At 72.1% G+C, this 18831-nt stretch carries 15 protein-coding genes and 1 pseudogene; 6 read left to right on the plus strand and 10 right to left on the minus strand.

The window, feature by feature from the left end:
* Positions 1 to 318 precede the first annotated feature (318 nt).
* Genes KME66_RS13295 through KME66_RS13305 form a run of 3 tightly spaced genes read right to left on the minus strand, consistent with a single transcriptional unit; the run spans position 319 to position 3993 of the window.
* Positions 319 to 1620, minus strand: coding sequence for an acyl-CoA dehydrogenase family protein (locus KME66_RS13295; protein ID WP_216322113.1), 1302 nt, complete (start codon positions 1618 to 1620; stop codon positions 319 to 321).
* Positions 1621 to 1627: 7 nt separating this feature from the next.
* Complete coding sequence (locus tag KME66_RS13300) at positions 1628 to 2782, minus strand: acyl-CoA dehydrogenase family protein (protein WP_216322116.1); 1155 nt, start codon at positions 2780 to 2782, stop codon at positions 1628 to 1630.
* Positions 2783 to 2793: 11 nt separating this feature from the next.
* Positions 2794 to 3993, minus strand: coding sequence for an amidohydrolase family protein (locus KME66_RS13305; RefSeq protein ID WP_216322119.1), 1200 nt, complete (start codon positions 3991 to 3993; stop codon positions 2794 to 2796).
* Between the two features lie 181 nt (positions 3994 to 4174).
* Between KME66_RS13305 and KME66_RS13310 the strand changes: the two genes are divergently transcribed.
* Positions 4175 to 5746: a class I adenylate-forming enzyme family protein gene (locus KME66_RS13310; RefSeq protein WP_216322122.1), complete on the plus strand. Its 1572-nt coding sequence runs from the start codon at positions 4175 to 4177 to the stop codon at positions 5744 to 5746.
* A 271-nt stretch (positions 5747 to 6017) separates the two neighbouring features.
* Here KME66_RS13310 and KME66_RS13315 read toward each other — a convergent pair whose 3' ends face one another.
* Positions 6018 to 6539: an EF-hand domain-containing protein gene (locus tag KME66_RS13315; RefSeq protein WP_073219808.1), complete on the minus strand. Its 522-nt coding sequence runs from the start codon at positions 6537 to 6539 to the stop codon at positions 6018 to 6020.
* A gap of 84 nt (positions 6540 to 6623) precedes the next feature.
* Entirely contained in the window at positions 6624 to 6998 is a 375-nt protein-coding gene (locus KME66_RS13320; RefSeq protein ID WP_032777759.1) for an STAS domain-containing protein, read from the minus strand.
* 330 nt (positions 6999 to 7328) lie between these two features.
* On the opposite strand from KME66_RS13320, the gene KME66_RS13325 reads away from it, so the two are divergent.
* The gene (locus tag KME66_RS13325; protein WP_073219801.1) at positions 7329 to 7922 is read left to right on the plus strand and encodes a sigma-70 family RNA polymerase sigma factor; all 594 of its coding nucleotides are present in this window, start codon (positions 7329 to 7331) and stop codon (positions 7920 to 7922) included.
* Between the two features lie 371 nt (positions 7923 to 8293).
* The gene (locus KME66_RS13330; RefSeq protein WP_253208585.1) at positions 8294 to 9784 is read left to right on the plus strand and encodes a zf-HC2 domain-containing protein; all 1491 of its coding nucleotides are present in this window, start codon (positions 8294 to 8296) and stop codon (positions 9782 to 9784) included.
* 148 nt (positions 9785 to 9932) lie between these two features.
* On the opposite strand, the gene purU is transcribed toward KME66_RS13330, so the two are convergent.
* Positions 9933 to 10829 (minus strand): formyltetrahydrofolate deformylase, encoded by an 897-nt coding sequence (purU, locus tag KME66_RS13335; protein ID WP_216322128.1) that lies wholly within the window; start codon positions 10827 to 10829, stop codon positions 9933 to 9935.
* A 28-nt stretch (positions 10830 to 10857) separates the two neighbouring features.
* Positions 10858 to 11304, minus strand: coding sequence for a hypothetical protein (locus KME66_RS13340; RefSeq protein ID WP_073219794.1), 447 nt, complete (start codon positions 11302 to 11304; stop codon positions 10858 to 10860).
* Positions 11305 to 11478: 174 nt separating this feature from the next.
* On the opposite strand from KME66_RS13340, the gene KME66_RS13345 reads away from it, so the two are divergent.
* Entirely contained in the window at positions 11479 to 12750 is a 1272-nt protein-coding gene (locus KME66_RS13345; protein ID WP_216322131.1) for an ABC transporter substrate-binding protein, read from the plus strand.
* Positions 12751 to 12831: 81 nt separating this feature from the next.
* Here the strand turns inward: KME66_RS13345 and KME66_RS13350 are convergent, their stop codons facing one another.
* Positions 12832 to 13440, minus strand: coding sequence for a TetR/AcrR family transcriptional regulator (locus KME66_RS13350; protein ID WP_216322134.1), 609 nt, complete (start codon positions 13438 to 13440; stop codon positions 12832 to 12834).
* Between the two features lie 61 nt (positions 13441 to 13501).
* Between KME66_RS13350 and KME66_RS13355 the strand changes: the two genes are divergently transcribed.
* Both KME66_RS13355 and KME66_RS13360 read left to right on the plus strand, forming a co-directional pair.
* Positions 13502 to 14866 (plus strand): FAD-dependent oxidoreductase, encoded by a 1365-nt coding sequence (locus KME66_RS13355; protein ID WP_301184491.1) that lies wholly within the window; start codon positions 13502 to 13504, stop codon positions 14864 to 14866.
* A gap of 27 nt (positions 14867 to 14893) precedes the next feature.
* Complete coding sequence (locus KME66_RS13360) at positions 14894 to 16627, plus strand: aldehyde dehydrogenase family protein (RefSeq protein WP_216322140.1); 1734 nt, start codon at positions 14894 to 14896, stop codon at positions 16625 to 16627.
* Positions 16628 to 16761: 134 nt separating this feature from the next.
* Here the strand turns inward: KME66_RS13360 and KME66_RS33915 are convergent.
* Both KME66_RS33915 and KME66_RS13375 read right to left on the minus strand, forming a co-directional pair.
* A pseudogene (locus KME66_RS33915) lies at positions 16762 to 17564 on the minus strand (IS5 family transposase); the annotation flags it as partial.
* 37 nt (positions 17565 to 17601) lie between these two features.
* Positions 17602 to 18794, minus strand: a protein-coding gene (locus KME66_RS13375; protein WP_216322144.1) for an IS3 family transposase whose coding sequence is annotated in 2 segments (ribosomal slippage) — positions 17602 to 18530 and positions 18530 to 18794 — 1194 coding nt in all. Because the reading frame shifts where the segments join, the coding sequence is not laid out codon by codon here.
* Between the last annotated feature and the right edge of the window lie 37 nt (positions 18795 to 18831).

The following is an 18831-nucleotide window of genomic DNA, read 5'->3' on the forward strand; positions in this document are numbered from 1 at the left end:
GTACAGTCACCGCAACAAGCGCTTCGGGCATATTCCAGCGCGAAGGAGTACGCGTGGTGCATACTGTGCGACGCTCACCGCGGGGAGTCGAACAGGAGCGCGCAGAGACCGCCAGAAACGCTCTTCGGGCAGGCCCGGCACATCTCCGACGAGAGCCCTCGCTCCGGACCGGAGCCGCCGCACAGGCCGCCCCCGGATCGCCCGGTTCCAGAACCACTCGCATCCCACGGAGCGTACCCGAGCCGGGCCCCGACTCCGCCCGGTGACGAATCACGCAAAGGACACAACCCGGTATCGGCATGGGGCGGATGCGCTGCGTCACCCTTCACCCCCGGCTTCCGGAACCGGCCGCCCGTACGCCGCCGAGCTGCGCGGAAGCGGCCCCGCCGCCCCCAGCCCGGCGGCGAGCAGCTCCTCGGCCGCGGCCCCGGTGAGCCAGGAGGCGGCCCGGAGCCAGGCCCGTTTCAGGTGGAGGTGAACATCTGCCTCCCAGGTGAAGCCCATCCCTCCGTGGATCTGGAGGCAGTCACGGGCGTTGCGTACGGCTGCCTCGTCGGCGAGGAGCTTCGCCGCCGCGATCTCCAGCGGGTCGCCGGTCACGGCGGCCGCGTACACGGCGGCGCGGGCCGGTTCGGTGCGGGCGAGCATGTCGGCGCAGAGATGCTTGACCGCCTGGAACGATCCGATGGGCGATCCGAACTGCTCACGGTCCCGGGCGTGTTGAACGGCCGCCTCGGTGGTGCGTACGGCGCTGCCCAGTTGCTCGGCGGCGGTGAGAAGCGCGGCCTCGAAACGAAGCCGCCCGGCGTACGCCGGGGTGCGCGCCACCGCGCCCGCGACGCGATCCGCGCCCACGCCCGTGCACGCCACCGCGCCCGCGACGCGCCCCGTGTCCGCTCCCGGGTGCTCCGCCCCGACCGGGGCGCGATCCGTATCCGCCCGCGTGCGCTCCGACGCGGCCGGGGCGCGATCCGCTTCCGCCCGCGCGCGCTCCGACGCCGCACGACCGCCCTCCGCCGTCGGCGGACGTCCCGTCGGCACACGCCCCACCGCCGCTGCCGCACCCGCCGGCGCGCGGTGCAGCGGCGTGAGCGGGTCCATCGACCGTACGGGCCGGGCGGCGGCCAGGAAGGCGCGCAGCGCCTCCCCGGTCAGCGTCCGCCCGTCCGGCAGTTCCCGCGCTTGCGGTGCTTGCGGTGCTTGCCGCGCTTCCCGCGCGCTCACCGCCTCCCCGCCCACCAGCAGGACCGCGTCCGCCTCCGCCAGGTGCGCCACCGGCAGCTCTCCGTCCACGGCCGTCACCACCGCCTCGCCTTCGGCGGCCCCCTTCACCCGGCCCGCCGCCAGGTGCGTGGCGACCAGCGGGCCCGGCAGGAGCGCCCGGCCCGCCTCCTCGAAGAGCAGCACCGCCTCGGGCAGCCCGAGGCCCACCCCGCCCTCGTCCTCCGGCAGCCGCAGGGCGAAGAAGCCGGCCGCGCCCAGCTCCCGCCACAGGGAACGGTCCAGGGCTCCGTCCCGCTCCACCGCCGCCCGCAGCCGGTCCCGGTCGAAGACCGCGCCGAGCAGGTCGCGCATGCCGGACCGCAGGGCCCGCTGGTCGTCCGAGAGCTGGAAGTCCACGGCGGCCTCAGCGCCCCTTCGGCAGGCCGAGGATGCGCTCGGCGACGATCGTGCGCTGGATCTGCGAGGTGCCCGCGGCGATGGTGTACGAGAGGGAGGACAGCCGGTCCAGGACCCACTCCCGGTCGACGTCGAAGGCGTCCGCGCCCAGTACCTCCGCCGCCGCCTCGTACAGCTCCTGGCGGACCCCGGAGTAGCGCAGCTTGAAGACCGAGCCGCCGATGCCGGGGACCCCGCCCGTGCGCTCCGCCTCGCTGACGTCGGCCTGCGTGAGCCGCCACAGGGCCCGGAGTTCGGCGCTCAGCCGCCCGAGCCTCCGCCGTAGCACCGGATCGTCCCAGCGCCCGTTGCGCCGGGCCTCGTCGGCGAGCGCGTCCAGGGTGCGGCGGCAGGCGACGACCTCGCCGACGAAGGCGGTGCCGCGCTCGAAGGAGAGGGTGACCATGGTGACCCGCCAGCCGTCGTTCTCGGGCCCGACGCGGTTGCGCACCGGCACCCGGACCTCGTCGAGGAACATCTCGGCGAACTCGGTGGACCCGGCGAGCGTCCGCAGCGGCCGGACCGTGATCCCCGGGGCGTCCATCGGCATCGCGAGCCAGCTGATCCCCCGGTGCTTCGGCGCGTCCGGGTCGGTCCGCACCAGCAGCTCGCACCAGTCGGCGACCTCGGCGTGCGAGGTCCAGATCTTCTGCCCGGTGACCACGTAGTCGTCGCCGTCGCGCACCGCCCGCGTCCGCAGCGCGGCCAGGTCGGAGCCCGCGTCCGGCTCGCTGAACCCCTGGCACCAGATCTCGTCGCCGCGCAGCACCGGGGGCAGCCAGCGGGCCCGCTGGCCGGCCGTGCCCTCGGCGGCGATCGTCGGCCCGGCGTGCAGCAGGCCGACGAAGTTCGCCCCCACGTAGGGCGCTCCCGCCCTCTCCGTCTCCTCCAGGAAGATCAGGTGCTGCGTCGGCGTGGCCCCCCGCCCGCCCGCGTCCACCGGCCAGTGCAGGCCCGCGTACCCGGCGTCGTGGAGCATCCGCTGCCAGGCGGTGTCGTACGCCCGGCGCGCGGGCCAGTCGTCGGGTGAGGGCTTCGGGGGCAGGCTGGGGAGGACCGCGGTCAGCCACTCCCGCAGCCGGCCCCGGAACGCCTCCTCGGCCTCCGTGTACGCGAGATCCACCGCCGCCCCGCCTACCTGTCCAGGTCCAGGCCGAGCATCCGGATCGCGTTGCCGCGCATCAGCTTGCGGACGGTCTCCGCGTCCAGTCCCTCGACGTGGTCGAGCGCGACCTGCTTCGTGTGCGGGAAGGTCGAGTCCACGTGCGGGTAGTCGGTCTCGAAGGTGGCGTTGTCGCGGCCGACGACGTCCAGCGACGCGATCCCGTGCTTGTCGCGGAAGAAGCAGCAGAACATCTGCCGGTAGTAGTACGTCGACGGCGGTTCGGGGATCAGATCGCGCACCCCGCCCCAGGCCCGGTGCTCCTCCCACACGTCGTCGGCGCGCTCCAGGGCGTACGGGATCCACCCCATCTGCCCCTCGCTGTAGGCGAGTTTCAGCGTCGGGAACTTCACCAGCACCCCGCTGAAGAGGAAGTCCATCATCGAGGCCATGGCGTTGTTGAAGGAGAGCGAGGCCTGGACGGCGGGCGGGGCGTCGGGGGACGCGGCGGGCATCTGGGAGCTGGACCCGATGTGCATGTTGACGACGGTGCCGGTCTCCTGGCAGACGGCGAAGAACGGGTCCCAGTAGCCGGTGTGGATGGAGGGGAGCCCGAGGTGGGTGGGGATCTCGGAGAAGGTGACCGCGCGGACGCCCCGGGCCGCGTTCCGCCGGACCTCGGCCACCGCGAGGCCGATGTCCCAGAGCGGGATGATGCAGAGCGGGATCAGCCGGCCGCCGCTGTCGCCGCACCACTCCTCGACCATCCAGTCGTTGTAGGCGCGCACGCAGGCGAGGGCGACCTCCTTGTCGTGCGCCTCGGCGAAGGTCTGGCCGCAGAAGCGCGGGAAGGTCGGGAAGCAGAGGGACGCCTCTACGTGGTTGAGGTCCATGTCCTTGAGGCGCTCGGCAGGGTCCCAGCAGCCGGGGCGCATCTCGGCCCGGGTGATGCCCTCCAGCGTCATGTCGTCGCGGTCGAAGCCGACGGCGGCGATGTTCCGCTTGTACGGGAACTTCAGGTCCTCGTAGACCCACCAGTCGGCGGGCGGCCCGTCCGGGTCCATCGTGATGACGTACTTCCCGCCGGTGTAGGCCAGTTCGCCGATGCCCGCCGTGAGCGGCCGGGGACCGCGCTCGCGGTACTTCGCGGGGAGCCAGGTGGAGAAGAGGTGCGCGGGCTCGATCACGTGGTCGTCGACGCTGACGATGCGAGGCAGTTCCGTGTCCGTCATGGTGTGTGCCGTCCCCTCCGCGCACCCGGGAGCCCCGGCGGGCTCCGGGCTCCGGGCACTTTCTGATGGCCCGTCAGATACGCTTGCGGACCTCAGGCTAGCCCCGCACCCCTGGACCGACAAGGCGCGGAGCCCTACGCTCTGCACCACATCTGACGGATCGTCAGTTCGGAGGGACCCCGTGACCGCCGTGAACGACGTGACCGCGCTCGCCCGCACCCTGGGCGCCTCCCGCACCTTCTGGGAGCTGATCGAGGCCCGCGCCGCCCGCACCCCCGACCGCCCGGTGCTGCTCCAGGGGGACCGGGTCCTGACCTTCGGCGAACTGCGCGACCGCGCGGAGCGGGTCGCGGCCGGGCTGTACGGGATGGGCGTACGGGCCGGGACCGTCGTCGCCTGGCAGCTGCCGACCCGCCTGGAGACGGCCCTGCTCTCCTTCGCGCTGACCCGGCTCCAAGCGGTGCAGAGTCCGGTCATCCCGTTCTACCGGGACCGCGAAGTGCGGTTCGCGCTGCGGGAGTCGGGGGCTGCGTTCTTCGCCGTGCCGGGCGTCTGGCGGGGCTTCGACCACACCGCGATGGCCGAGCGGATCGCCCGCGAACTCCCGGACCCACCGCACGTCTTCGAGGCGTACGACACCCTCCCCGACGGCGATCCGGCGCTCCTGCCGCCCCCGCCGGAACCGGCCTCCGGCGAGGAGGTCCGCTGGATCTACTGGACCTCGGGCACCACCTCCGACCCCAAGGGCGTCCTGCACACCGACCGCTCCCTGATCGCGGGCGGCTCCTGCCTCGCGCACGCGCTGGGGCTCGACGCGGACGACGTGGGATCGATGGCGTTCCCGTACGCCCATGTCGCCGGGCCCGACTACACGGTGATGCTGCTCCTGTACGGGTTCCCGGCGGTCATGTTCGAGCAGTTCGCACTGCCGGACGCGCTGGCGGAGTACCGGCGGCACGGGGTGACCGTGGCGGGCGGGTCGACGGCCTTCTACGCGATGTTCCTGGCCGAGCAGCGCAAGGACCCGGACCGCCCGCTCATCCCCTCCCTCCGCCTCCTCGCGGGCGGGGGCGCCCCCAAGCCGCCGGAGGTCTACCACGCGGTGGTGCGGGAGATGGGGGTCCAGCTCACCCACGGCTACGGCATGACCGAGGTCCCGATGATCACCATGGGCGCCCCGGACGACACCGCCGAGCACCTGTCGCTGACCGAGGGGCGGCCGCCGGAGGGGATGGAGATCCGGATCACCGACGAGCACGGCGAGCCGCTCCCGTACGGAGTGGAGGGCGAGGTACGGCTGCGCGGGGAGGCGGTCTGCCGGGGCTACCTGGACCCGGCCGCCACGGCGGCGGCCTTCGACGCCGAGGGGTTCCTCGTCACCGGGGACCTGGGAGTGCTCCGGGAGAGCGGACACCTCACGCTCACCGGACGGCTGAAGGACATCATCATCCGCAAGGGCGAGAACATCTCCACCAAGGAGATCGAGGACCTGCTGCACACGCACCCGGGCGTGGCCGACGCGGCGGTGATCGGCCTGCCCGACCCGGAGCGCGGCGAACAGGTCTGCGCGGTGATCGAACAGCCGCCCGGAGCACCGCCGTTGACGCCGGCGGAGCTCACGGCCCACCTGCGGGACGCGGGCCTGTCCGTCCACAAGGTGCCGGAACGGTGGGAGGTGCTCGACGCGCTGCCCCGCAACGAGACGCTGCGCAAGGTGCTCAAGTACCGGCTGCGGGAACGGTTCAGCGGGTGAGGTCGGCGCCACGGGGGCGGGTGCGCCGCCCCGTGGCGCCGAGAGGTGCGGGGGCGGGTGCGCCGCCCCCGCGATGCCGGGCGTCAGGGTGACGGGTGCCTGCCACCGCACCGCCAGGCGTTACGAGGACGGGTGCACGGCCCCGCGACGCCAGGCACGACGGGGAGAGGTGAACGGCCCCGCACCACCGGGCGTCACGGAGACAGGTTCATGGCCCCGCACCGCCGGGCGTCACGGAGACAGATACACGGCTCCGCGACGCCGGGAGCGGCTACGCGTCGGGCTCGATCACCGTGAAGTACACGGCGAGCGCCGACACCACATCGCTCTCCGCGACCTTCCCGTCCCGGTCGGTGTCCAGACTCTGCGCGGCGACGCCCGCGATCTCGGGGCTGGCCCCGAGGACCCGGAGCGCCCGCTCCACGTCCGCGACCGACGCTCTGCCGTCGTTCCCGCCGTCCGCGACGGCGATGACCGCCCGCAGGAACGGCCGGGCGATCTCGGCGAACCGTTCGGGGTTGTCCCGGAGCCGCTTCACCGCCCCGCCCGCGAACTCCTCACGGGTGACCCGCTGGTCCCCGTCCACGTCGGCGATCCCCGCCATGCCCTGCCAGAAGGCCTCGGCCCCGGTGTAGAGGGCCTGCCCCTTGTCGCAGCGGGCCGTCGTACCGAACTCGGCGAGCAGGCGGGCGGCTGCGGCGTTGAAATCGGCGCGATCGATGTAGCCGTTGCCGTCCTGGTCGAAGGCGGCGAACCGGTGCGCGATCTTTCGCTCGTACTCTGCGCTGTCCATGCGGGGAGCGTACGTCGCCGGGAGCGCTCACGTGTCACCGAGAAGCTGTTCCTGTGTGACAACCTCGCATCGGCGGGCACCGCTTCAGGCGCTCAGCGGCCTGCACTCCTCGTCGGTGGCCGAGAGCGCGTCGGGGTAGACGTCGAACAGCCGGCGCACGCCGAGCGCACCGAGCACCTTGTTGACGTGCGAGCCGTCCTCCGCGCCCCGGGCCGGGAGGATCAGCCGCAGGCGGCCACCGCAGGACTTCATCAGCCGGCGCGAGGCGATCAGCACACCGACGCCGCTGGAGTCGCAGAAGAAGACCTCGGACAGATCCAGCACCACGTCGTGCCGGCCCTCGGCGACCGCGTCGTGGACGGACTGGCGCACGACGGGCGAGGTCACCAGATCGAGTTCACCGCTGATGCGCAGCACGGCCCAGGAGCCCTGCTCCGCCTCGTCCACCTTGAGCGTCACGACTGGACCTCTCGTTCCGGGGCTCCCGGCAATCCGGAAGTTTCCGTTCCTCCTCGCGGCTTCCCAGCCGCTCCCTCATGAAACACCGAAGCACCCGTCAAGGCCCAGGAGATTTCCGACAGAAAGGCGCAGTTCGGCCCGTTTTCGCTGATCAGAACGGCCGGGGAGTCATCCGGGCCGAAAATCGACTACCGTCGTCGGCCATGCGCCGCGGGACGAGAGTTGCCGCAAAGACGCGTGCACCGCACATCCGGCGGACTACATTCGGTCCTCACGGGCACAGGGTGCATCACGGAGCCGGGCAGAACAGGGCCGGGGGCTGGGGGGTTCATGGCGAAGGACACAGCGCCCCGCTGGGACCGCAGGATGCAGCAGAGGCTGGCCCGCGGCGAGGCGGCGGCGCTCGGCGAGCTCTACGACCGGTTCGCGGCCCTCGTCCACAGCCAGGCGCACCGGATGCTCGACGACGAGGACGCCGCCGACCTGGTGACCCGTGAGGTCTTCGCCCAGGTCTGGGAGAACCCCGAGGCGTACGACCCGAAGCAGGGGTCGATGCGCTCCTGGGTGGCCCGCCTCACCCACCGCCGGTCCGTCCAGCGGCTGCGCCACGCGGCGGCCTCCCACTACGCGGCGGAGCACGGCGAGGGCGCGGCGCCCGACCCGGAGGAGGTCGAGCGGCGGGTGCGCAGCGCCACGGCCGCCGCCCGCGCCGACTACATCGTCTCCTCGATGCCCGTACCGCTGCGGGAGGCCCTGGAACTGGCGTACATCCACCGGCGGGACTACCGGCAGACCGCCGCCGATCTCGGGGTCACCGAGGACGAGGCGCGCCGCCGGCTCCGGCTGGGACTCCAGCTGCTCTCCACGGCGAACGCCCGCCCGCTCGAAGGGTCCGCGCCACCCGGTTACGGACGGTTCCGGTGAGCGGCGACGGACGCGAGAGCGAGGGCGGCGAGGAGGAGGTGCGCGGCGCCCGGCGGATACCCGGGCCGCGCGGGGCGGTGGACGACCTGGACCTGGCGTCCATGCCGCTGCCTCCGCTGCCGCCGCCGAGCGGTACGGCCCCGGACGAGGCCGTACCGGAACAGTCGCAGCCCGCGTCCGCGCCCGCGCCGGGCGACGCGGAGGAGGGCCCTGCCCCCGCGCCCGAGCATGCCGCGGAGGAGCCGGACGAACCCGGGCCCGGCCCGGTATCCGCCGCCGCAGGGCAGCACCCCGAGCCGGACACCACGGCGGAACCGGAACCCGGGCCGGGCCCTGCCCCGGAACCTGAACCGGAAACCGCGCCGGGCCACGTGCCCGCCCCGGAACAGGAAGCGGAACCTGAACCCGGGCCGCGTGCCGCGCCCGCCCCGGAACCGGGAGCGGAATCGGCCGACGGCCACCCGCGACCGGCGGCCCCCGAACCAGGCGCGGGCCCGGTCGCCCCAGCACCGCACGCCGCAGACCCGGTCGCCCCGAGCCCGCACGCTGCAGGCCCGACCGTCCCAGGCCCACACGCCGCAGGCCCGACCGCCGCAAGCTCGGCCGCCCGGGAACCGGGCGCAGACCCGACCACCCCGGACCCGACCACCGCAGGCCCGACCACCCCGGGCCCGGCGGACGACCTCACCCAGGAGCCACCCGGCACCCCGGACCCCCTCATGGCCTCCGCCCCGGACCCTCGCGTGACCTCCGCCCCGGTCGCCCTCCCCCACCAGGTCCTCAAGGCCCTCCTCGGCGCCTGGGCGCTGTCCGCCTGCTCGGCGGAGGAGACCGCCGCCGTGGATGACCACCTCACCGGGTGCGCTCCGTGCGCGGACGAGGCGCTGCGGCTGCGGGACGCGGTGGGGCTGCTCCACACCGACGGTTCCCTGGACCTCGACCCGACGCTCCGCACCCGGGTGCTGGACGGCTGCTTCGGCAGCCGTCCGGCCCGGATCCCGGTGCCGGAGTGGGCCGCCCCGTACGACGCCGAGACCGCCCGGCTCGACGCCCTGCTCCGCGACATCGGGGACTCCGAGTGGCACGCCCCGGTGCGCCTCCAGTGGTTCGAGGAGGAGCGCCGGGTCAGCCGCCGGACCACGGTCGCCGGGGTGATCGGGCACCTGATGGCCGTCGACGGGCTGCTGTCCGCCGCGCTCGGGCTCGGCGACCCGCTCGACGACGGCCGGGCTCCGCTGGACCCCACCGAGCGCACCGAGACGTACTGGTCGGCGGCGCGCCGGCCGCCCACCCGGGCCGTCCGCGAGCCCTGGCGGGCCCAGAGCCACGAGCTGATCCGGACGGCGTCCTTCGCCGGGCGGAACGCCGCCGAGACGTCCGTCTCCTACGGCGCCTTCGCCCTGCCGCTCCAGGACGCCGCCCTGGACCGGGCGTTCGAGTGCTGGGTGCACGGCGGGGACATCGCCGACGCCGTCGACTATCCGTACCAGGCACCGTCGGCGGCCCATCTGCACCGGATGATCGACCTGGCGGCCCGCATGCTTCCCGCCGCCCTGGCGGGGCGGCGCGGCGCCGGACTGGCCGGTCCGGTGAAGGAGGTCGTCGCAGCGGGCGCGCCGGGCCGCTCGCTCCATCTGGAGATCGAGGGGCACGGCGGAGGCGACTGGTACATCGCGCTGGACTCCCCGGCCGCCGTCGGCGCGCCGGAGCGTGCGGTGGCGCAGGTCGCGCTGGACGGGGTGGAGTTCTGCCGGCTCGTCGCGGGCCACATCTCGCCGGTGGAAGCGGCGGCGGGCCAGGAGGGCGACCGCGAGGCCATCCGCGACGTGCTGTTCGCGGCGGCCTCGCTCAGCCGGCTCTGACATCCGCACGACGCCTCAGCAGACCCTGGCACCCGCACGACACCTCAGCAGGCCCGCCCCGACACACCCGCCGACGTCCCGGCCGACTCCGACGCCGTTTCTCGGCCGGCCCCGACACACCACCCCGGCGTCCCGGTCGGCGCAGCCGCTATGCGAAGACCACCGTGCGGAGGCCGTTGAGCAGGATGCGCCGTTCCGCGTGCCACTTCACCGCACGCGCCAGCGCCTGGCACTCCACGTCCCGGCCGATGGCGACCAGCTGGTCGGGGGTCACGTCGTGGCCGACGCGCTCGACCTCCTGCTCGATGATCGGGCCCTCGTCGAGGTCGGCGGTGACGTAGTGCGCGGTCGCGCCGATCAGCTTCACGCCCCGGGCGTGCGCCTGGTGGTAGGGCTTGGCGCCCTTGAAGCTCGGCAGGAACGAGTGGTGGATGTTGATGATCCGGCCGCTGAGCTGCTTGCAGAGATCGTCGGACAGGACCTGCATGTAGCGGGCCAGGACGACCAGCTCGACGTCCTCCTCGCGGACCAGCTCCAGCAGCCGCGCCTCGGCCTCCGGCTTGTTGTCCTTCGTCACCGGCAGATGCCGGAAGGGGACGCCGTACGAGGCGACGAGCTCGGCGAAGTCCGTGTGGTTGGAGACGACGGCCGCGATCTCGACCGGCAGCGCGCCGGTACGGGAGCGGAACAGCAGGTCGTTGAGGCAGTGGCCGAACTTGCTGACCATCAGCACGACCCGCATCTTCTCGTCCGACCGGTGGATCTGCCACTCCATCCGGAAGGCCTCACCGATCGCGGCGAAGCTGGCGCGCAGCTTGTCCACGGTCACGGTGGCGTCCGCCGAGAAGTGGACGCGCATGAAGAACAGACCCGTGTCGTGGTCCCCGAACTGCTGGCTGTCCTCGATGTTGCAGCCGGTCATGAAGAGATAGCTCGACACAGCGTGCACGATGCCCTGTTTGTCGGGGCAGGAGAGCGTGAGGACGTACTGCTCGGTCGCGGCGGCGTCCGGGATGGCGGCGGAGGCGGGCTGTGGCGCGGTCATCCTCGTAGCGTGCCACAACCGGCCGTCCCTAGGCGGCCCTGGTCATGATGCGGATGGCGTCCAGCGACCGGGGCGGTGTGTCCGGGTCCTCCGCGTCGTTCGTGGCGAGCATCACATGGGCCTCGCGGGCCGCGTGGACGGCCTCGGGCCAGCCGGGGTGCTCCAGATAGGCGGAGACGGGGGCGTCCGCGCCGACCTGGTGCATGATCCGCAGGACCCGCAGGGCGGCGGCGTCCACGGCGACGGCCTCGGCGGAGTCCCTGAAGATGGTGCCGACGTACTTCTCGGCGGACCAGTTGTCGAGCCAGGTGTCCTCGACCAGGCGGTACACGGCGTCGGTGACGTCCCCGTACCCTTCCCGGCCGGCGAGCCAGCACTCGCGGTGGAAGACGGGGTCGGAGAGCATGTGCAGCGCCGAGCGCACGTTGGTGCGCCAGCGCCACCACGGCATGTCAGTGAGCGGCATGCCGCCCATGGTGGAGGAGCGACGGCCGCGACGGGAAGAGTTCTCCGAACCTTGCTGCACGCTGCCCGATCGTACGTTCCTTCACCGCACCTCCGCACGGGCCCCCGCAATTCACCCGGACGTCACCGAGCGTTGAACACGGCACACCGCGCCGTTACCCCGGGCCCGGAAAAGTCCCTTTCCATGACCGGACGGCGACGCCCCACCTTTCCCCGCCCCTTCCCGGGCGCCATCAGCGCGGCGGCGGCGGGGGCGGTCCTGCTGTCCGGCTGCGGCGGGCTTCCTGGGGCCACGGGGGGATCCAGGGAGCCCGTCACCGTGATGACGTGGGCCCCCGACCGGTCCGCGGACATCAACGCGGTGAAGATGGCCGGGGTGCCCGCGATGGCGCAGACGTACGCCCGCTGGGTCAACGACACGGGGGGCATCGACGGGCGCAAGCTGCGGGTGATCGTCTGCGACGAGGGCGACACCTCGATCGGCGCCGAACGGTGCGCGCGGGAGGCCGTCGAGAAGAAGGTGGCCGCCGTCGTCGGTTCGTACAGCCGCCACGGGCAGGGCTTCATGCCCGCACTGGAGGCGGGCGGCGTCCCGTACATCGGCGGCTACGGCGCCTCCACCGAGGAGTTCAGCAGCTACCTCTCCTATCCGGTCAACGGCGGCCAGTCGGCCCTGCTGGCGGGTCACGGGCAGCAGTTGGGCGGCAGCTGCAGCCGGGTCTCGCTGGTGCGGCCCGACTCGATCGGCGGCGACGGGATGCCTCCGCTGCTCAACAACGGCCTGCTGGCCGCCCACCGGCCCGCCTCCACCGACATCCTGGCCCCGCTGGACGCCACGTCCTACGACGAACAGGCAGCGCAGGCGCTGGAGCGGTCCGAGGGCGGCTGTGTGACGGCGGTGCTCGGCGCCCGTACCGAGACGTTCTTCGACTCCTTCCGCCGGCTGGAGCCGGACGGCGGGGAGGTCAGGATCTCCTCCGTGCTGGGGAGCGTCAGCCAGCCGCTCATCGACCGCACCGGCGGCCGGAACAGCCCCTTCGAGGGCGCCTACGTCACCGGCTGGTACCCGGACGCCAAGAACGCGCGCTGGCAGCAGATGCGCGATGTGATCGGGAAGTACGCCTTCGGGGACAACCGCATCGACCCGGACGACACGGCCGTGCAGACCACGTGGATCGCCTACACCGCGCTGCGGGCGGCCGTCCGGGCGATCGGCGACGACACCGTCACCCCGGGCCGGGTCGTGGCGGCGCTCAACGGAGGCGTCGAGGTCGACACCGGCGGCCTGACCCCGACGCTCCGCTGGCGCTTCAAGGACCTCGTCGGCACGCTGAGCTACCCGCGCATCGTCAACACGAAGGTGACGTTCCAGGTGGTCCGCGAGGGCCGCCTCACCGCCCAGAAGAAGGGCTTCGTGGACGTCGCGGACGCCCTGACGGACGCCCCGCGCAGCTAGGCTATGTCTCTCCGATCATCGGACCGTTAATTTGACATGGCGCCGCCCTCCGCGGTGTGACGACGGGACGGCAGCGGTGGGTCATGCCGGGGGCTGGCCGCCGGGGGTTACGACGCCGCCGATGAGGTCGCGTACGAGTTGCGCCGCCTGGGCGCGGGTCCGCTCCGGTTCGTCGGCTTCCGTGATCGTGATGGAGAGCTCGGTGAGCGCGCCGTAGAAAGCCCGGGCGACCAGAGCGGCAGGGTAGGGCCGCAGGCGTCCGGCGTCCAGTGCGGCGTTCACGACGTCCTGGACCAGGCCGCCGAGGTGGAGCTGGTCCAGCTCGCGCCACCGCTGCCAGCCCAGGGCGATCGGGCCCTGCTGCAGCACGATGTGCCGGTACGCCTCCCCGCTGCAGACATCGAGGAACGCGTCGACGCCCCGGTACGCGCGCTCGCGCGGATCGGTCACGGGGGCGATCACTGCCCGGATGCGTTCGGTGGCCTGCCGCTCCAGCTCTTCGAAGACGGCCTCGAAGAGTCCGGCCTTGCCGTCGAAGTGGTGGTAGAGCGCGCCGCGCGTCAGCCCTGCCGTGCGCACCAGTTCCTCTGCGGAGACGGCCGTGTAGTCGCGTTCGGTGAAGAGGCTGAGCCCCGTGTCGAGCAGGGTGCGGCGGGTGTTCTCCGCGTACTTTTCGCGCAGCGTTTCCATACGCCATGGATATCACATACGCTATGCATGTCAGATGCACTCCGTATGAATGGTGGACGTGATGGAGAAGCCAGCGGACGTCGTGATCGTCGGCGCCGGTGTGGCGGGCCTGGTGGCCGCCCGGGACCTTGTGCGGAACGGGGCGGACGTCCTGGTCCTGGAAGCACGAGACCGCGTAGGAGGCCGGCTCCTGAACGGCGAGCTGCCCGGAGGCGCTCCCATCGAGGTCGGCGGGCAGTGGGTCGGCCCGGCCCAGCACCAGGCCATGCAACTCATCAGGGAACTCGGCCTGAACACCTACCCCACCTACGGCGAGGGCGAGCACATCGCAGAGATCCGCACCACCCGCGCCCAGTACACGGGCCGGATCCCCAAGCTCAACCCCCTCGTCCTCGCCGACATCGGACAGACCCAGTACCGCCTGGACCGCATCGCCCGCCAGGTCGCCGCCGCCGAGCCCTGGCGAGCGCCCCGGGCCGAGGAACTCGACCGCCAGACCTTCGACACCTGGCTGCACCGCACCGCCCGCACCCCGGGCGGCCGGGACTTCTTCCGGCTGATCACCGAGGCGGTCTTCTCAGGCGAACCCGAGGACATGTCCGCACTCTGGGCCGCCTTCTACGTCGGCGCCGCCGGCGGGCTCGACCAGCTGATCAACGTCTCCGGCGGGGCCCAGCAGGACCGCGTCCTCGGCGGAACACAGCGCATCGCGCTCGAACTGGCCGAGGAACTCGGCGACCGGATCGTCCTCGACGCCCCCGTCACTGACATCGACTGGCAGCCCGCAGCCACCTCCGGCGTCCGCGTCACCACGCGCAGCGGCCTCACCGTCCGCGCCCGGCGCGCCGCCGTCGCCGTCCCGCCGCCGCTCGCCGCCCGGATCCGCTACACCCCCGGCCTGCCCGGCGACCGCGACCAGCTCATCCAGCGGATGCCGATGGGCCGCGTCATCAAGATCAACATCGCCTACGAGGAGCCGTTCTGGCGCCACGCCGGCCTCAGCGGCCAGGCCAACAGCACCCACCGCCCCTTCGGCACCGTCCTCGACAACACCCCCCACGACGGATCGTGCGGCGTACTCGTCGGCTTCCTCGAAGGACGCCACGCCGACACCGGCTCACGCATGGACCCCGACGAGCGCCGCGCCCAGGTGATCAACGACCTCGTCGGCTACTTCGGCCCCAAGGCCCGCAACCCCATCGCCTTCATCGAACGCGACTGGGCGCAGGAGGAGTACAGCCGCGGCTGCTACGGAGCCTTCGCCGTCCCCGGCGCCCTCACCCGCTTCGGCCCGGCCCTACGCCGCCCGGTCGGTCCCCTGCACTGGGCCGGCACCGAAACCGCCACCCGCTGGACGGGCTACATCGACGGCGCCGCCGAATCCGGCCACCGCGTCGCCGACGAGATCCTCCCCAAGCTCTCCTGACCCCCGACACGTGAGCGAGGCACCACCATGACCGACCAGCCCTCCACCCGCAGCACCACCCCCACCCCCGACATCGACGCCCTGGTCGAACGACTCGCCACCGGCGAACGCGCCTGGGCCCGCACCCACCTGTCCGAACGGCGCGAACTGCTCCTCGACATCGCCTCCGCCACCGCCGCCACCGCCGACGCCTGGGTCCGCACCGCGGCCTGCATCAAGCAGCTCAACCCCGCCTCCCCGCTCCTCGGAGAGGAATGGCTCAGCGGCCCCTACGCGGTGCTCACCTACCTCCAGGCCCTCCAGGAAACCCTGCGCCGCCTCGACGAAGGGGCCGACGTCCTCGCCGACACACGGATCACCCGGGCGCCCGGCGACCGGCTCGCCGTCCAGGTCCTCCCGTACGACACCTACGACAAGCTCCTCCTGAACGGCTTCCACGCCGAGGTCTGGACAACCCCCGGCACCACCGAGGAGCAGCTGCGCGCCACAGCCGGGCTCACCCAGCGGACCCCGCGACGGACCAGGGGCGTCGCGCTCGTCCTCGGCGCAGGCAACATCCTGTCCATCCCACCCCTGGACGTGCTCTACCAGCTGTTCGCGGAGAACCGCACCGCCGTACTCAAGCTCAACCCCACCACCGACCCGCTCGCCGACGTCTACCGCGCGGCCTTCAAGCCGCTCATCGACCGGGGCCTGGTCGAGATCGTCACGGGCGGCCCCGAGGTGGGCGGGGCACTCGCCGGGCACTCCGGCATCGCGGCCGTCCACATGACCGGCAGCGAAGGCACCCACGATGCCGTGGTCTGGGGCACAGGGGAGGCGGCGACGGCCGCCAAGGCCGCCGGCACGCCGAAGCTGACCAAGCCCATGACCAGCGAACTGGGCGGCGTCTCCCCCATCATCATCCTGCCCGGCGAGTGGTCCGAGGCAGATCTGCGCTATCAGGCCGAACACGTCGCCACCATGCGACTGCACAACAGCGGCTGCAACTGCATCGCCGGCCAGATCCTCATCCTCAGCTCCGACTGGCCCCAGAAGAACGCCTTCCTCACCGCGCTGCGCCGAGCCTTCGCCACCGCACCTGCCCGCCCGGCCTGGTACCCCGGCTGCGAAGCGCGCGTCCAGTCTGCCCGCGACCTCCACTCCGACGGCGCGGAAAAGCCCGGCGGCACGCCCGAGCGCACTCTCCTCACCGGCCTGGACCTCACCGACCCCGACGAGACGGCCTTCACCACCGAATACTTCGGCCCGGTCCTCGGCGTCGCCGAACTCCTGGGCACCGGCCTCCAGTTCCTTGATGCCGCCGTCACCGCCGCCAACGAACGCCTCCACGGAACCCTCGGCGCCAACCTCATCGCCCACCCCGACACCATCAAGGCCCTCGGCGACAGCCTCCGCGCCGCGATCGCCAACCTGCGTTACGGCACCGTCGCCGTCAACGCCTGGACCGGCGTCGGCTACGCCACTCCCCGCGCTACCTGGGGCGCCTACCCCGGACACACGCTCGACGACGTCCAGAGCGGCATCGGCATCGTCCACAACGCCCTGCTCCTGGACCACACCGAACGCACCGTCGTCACCGGCCCCTTCCGCCCCGCACCCCGTTCCGTACTCCTCGGCGACACCACCATCTCCCCCAAACCCCCGTGGTTCGTCACCAACACCACCGCCGCCCGCACCGGCCGCCTCCTCACCGAGTTCGCCGCCAACCCCCGGTGGCAAGACCTCCCCGCCCTCTTCGCCTCAGCCCTCCGAGGCTGACGCAAGGCGCCCGACGGGCAGAAGGTGTGCGCCGTGCCGACACGGCGCACACCGAACGTAGCCCCCGGCGGTCCGCCCGGAGAACGTGACAAACGCTGTTCTCGTCCTCTACGCATGAAGCGATGCCTCTCCGATCAGGAGCGGAACCACATGACGATGGCTGCGAGCGTCACCGTGCCGAGGAAGACGTATCCGCGCTTGTCATAGCGCGTTGCCACGGCTCGAAAGCCCTTGAGTTTGTTGATCGCCCGCTCGACAACGTTGCGCTTTCTGTACCGCTCCCCGTCGAACCCGGGAGGCCGACCGCCACAGGAACCGCGTTTGACGCGGTTGGCCGCTTGGTCGTCCTTCTCGGGAATGACATGGCGGATACCTCGTTTGCGCAGGTAGGACCGCGTGCGTCGATTGCTGTATGCCTTATCGGCGCTCACGCTGTCAGGCCGCGTGCGGGGCCGCCAGGCGCCAGTTCGGGGAACACGGATCTCCTCCATGACCGGTTCGAACTGAGTGCAGTCCGCCCACTGTCCGGGCGTGATCAACAGGGACAGCGGGCGGCACCTGCCGTCGGCGCTGAGGTGAACCTTGGTGGTGAACCCGCCGCGCGACCGGCCCAGACCTTCACCTTCCGCACCACCTCCACCAGGTGGGCAGCCAGCCCGCTCCCCGCAGGCTCGATCTGATGTCCCATCGCCTGCTCCCCTTTTGAGCGTCGGGGAGGTGGCAGCGCCTTGCGCGCGCCAGCCGCGTGGTGGTGGGCCCGCACCACCGTAGAGTCGACCGAGATGTCCCAGTCGATATCGCCCGCGGCATCCGCAGTAGCCTGGATCTGCTGCAGTAGCCGCTCCCAGGTCCCATCGGCCGACCATTTCAGGAGCCGCTTGTGGACGGTCTTCCACGGGCCGAACCGCTCCGGCAGGTCACGCCATTGCACCCCTGAGCTGCCCCGAGTTTCGTAGAGTCCGATCTTGATTGGTTCAGGCGGACTGCGGGATTTGCTCCTGGCTCCGCCAAAAGGCTTCTTCGTACTCGGCCGGCGGAACGTAGTCGAGCGCGGAGTGAAGACGCTCCTCGTTGTACCAGGCGATCCACTGGAAGATCGCCCGTTCGACCTGGTCGACATCCTTCCAGGGACCCTGCATCTCGATCAGCTCGGCCTTGAAGGTCCCGTTCAGCGCCTCGGCCATCGCGTTGTCATACGAGTCCGCGACCGATCCGACGGAGGCGGAGGCACCGATGTCGGCGAGCCGGCCGGTATACCGAATTGATACGTATTGCGACCCGCGATCGCTGTGGTGTATCAGTCCGGAGTCCTTCTTGATCCGGCGCCGCCAGAGCGTCATCTCCAGGGCGTCCAGGGGGAGTTCGGTCCGCATGTGGTTCGCGACCTGCCAGCCGACGATCATCCGCGAGTACACGTCCAGGACGAACGCCACATACGCCCACCCCGACCAGGTGCGGACATACGTCATGTCCGCCACCCATAGCTGATCAGGCCGGCTCGCGGTGAAGTCGCGGTCGACCAGGTCCGGCGGCCGGGGCGCCGATGGCTCCGGGACGGTTGTGCGGCGGCGCCGGCCACGGATGACACCTTCCAGGCCCAGCTCGGCCATCAGCCGCTCGACCGTGCAGCGGGCCACGACGATGCCTTGGCGTCGAAGCGCGTGGGTGATCCGGCGGGCGCCGTAGGTGCCGCCCGACTCCGCGTGGACCTCCTCGATCAGCGGCATGAGCTGCTCGTCCCGGAGCCGGCGGGCCGACTTCGGCCGCTTCTTGCGGGCGAAGTACGTCGACGGCGACAGCTCCAGCACCCGGCAGACGGGATCGACCCCGAGACCTCTGTCACGCAGGTGGTCGATCACCTGCTCGGCCTCGTCCGGGGACGGTCGATCTCCTGGGCAAAAAACACCGAGGCGGCTTTCAGGATCTCGTTCGCCCGCCGCAACTCGGCCACTTCCCGGCGGAGTTGCTTCAACTCATCCAGCTCGGCGGTGGTGAGCCGGTCGTCCCGCTCGCCGCGGTCGGCCTCGGCCTGGCGGACCCAGCCTCGCAGGGCCTCCTTGTGGATGCCCAGGTCCCTCGCAACGTGGGCGATGGGGCGGCCGGTGGGGCGGACCTCGCGGATCGCGCGCTCGCGGAGCTCGTCCGGATGTTTACGGGGTGCTGCCATGGTGCTGGTGGATCTCCTTCGCCAGGACCGTAACCCT

Source organism: Streptomyces sp. YPW6 (assembly GCF_018866325.1).
Classification (GTDB): Bacteria; Actinomycetota; Actinomycetes; order Streptomycetales; family Streptomycetaceae; genus Streptomyces.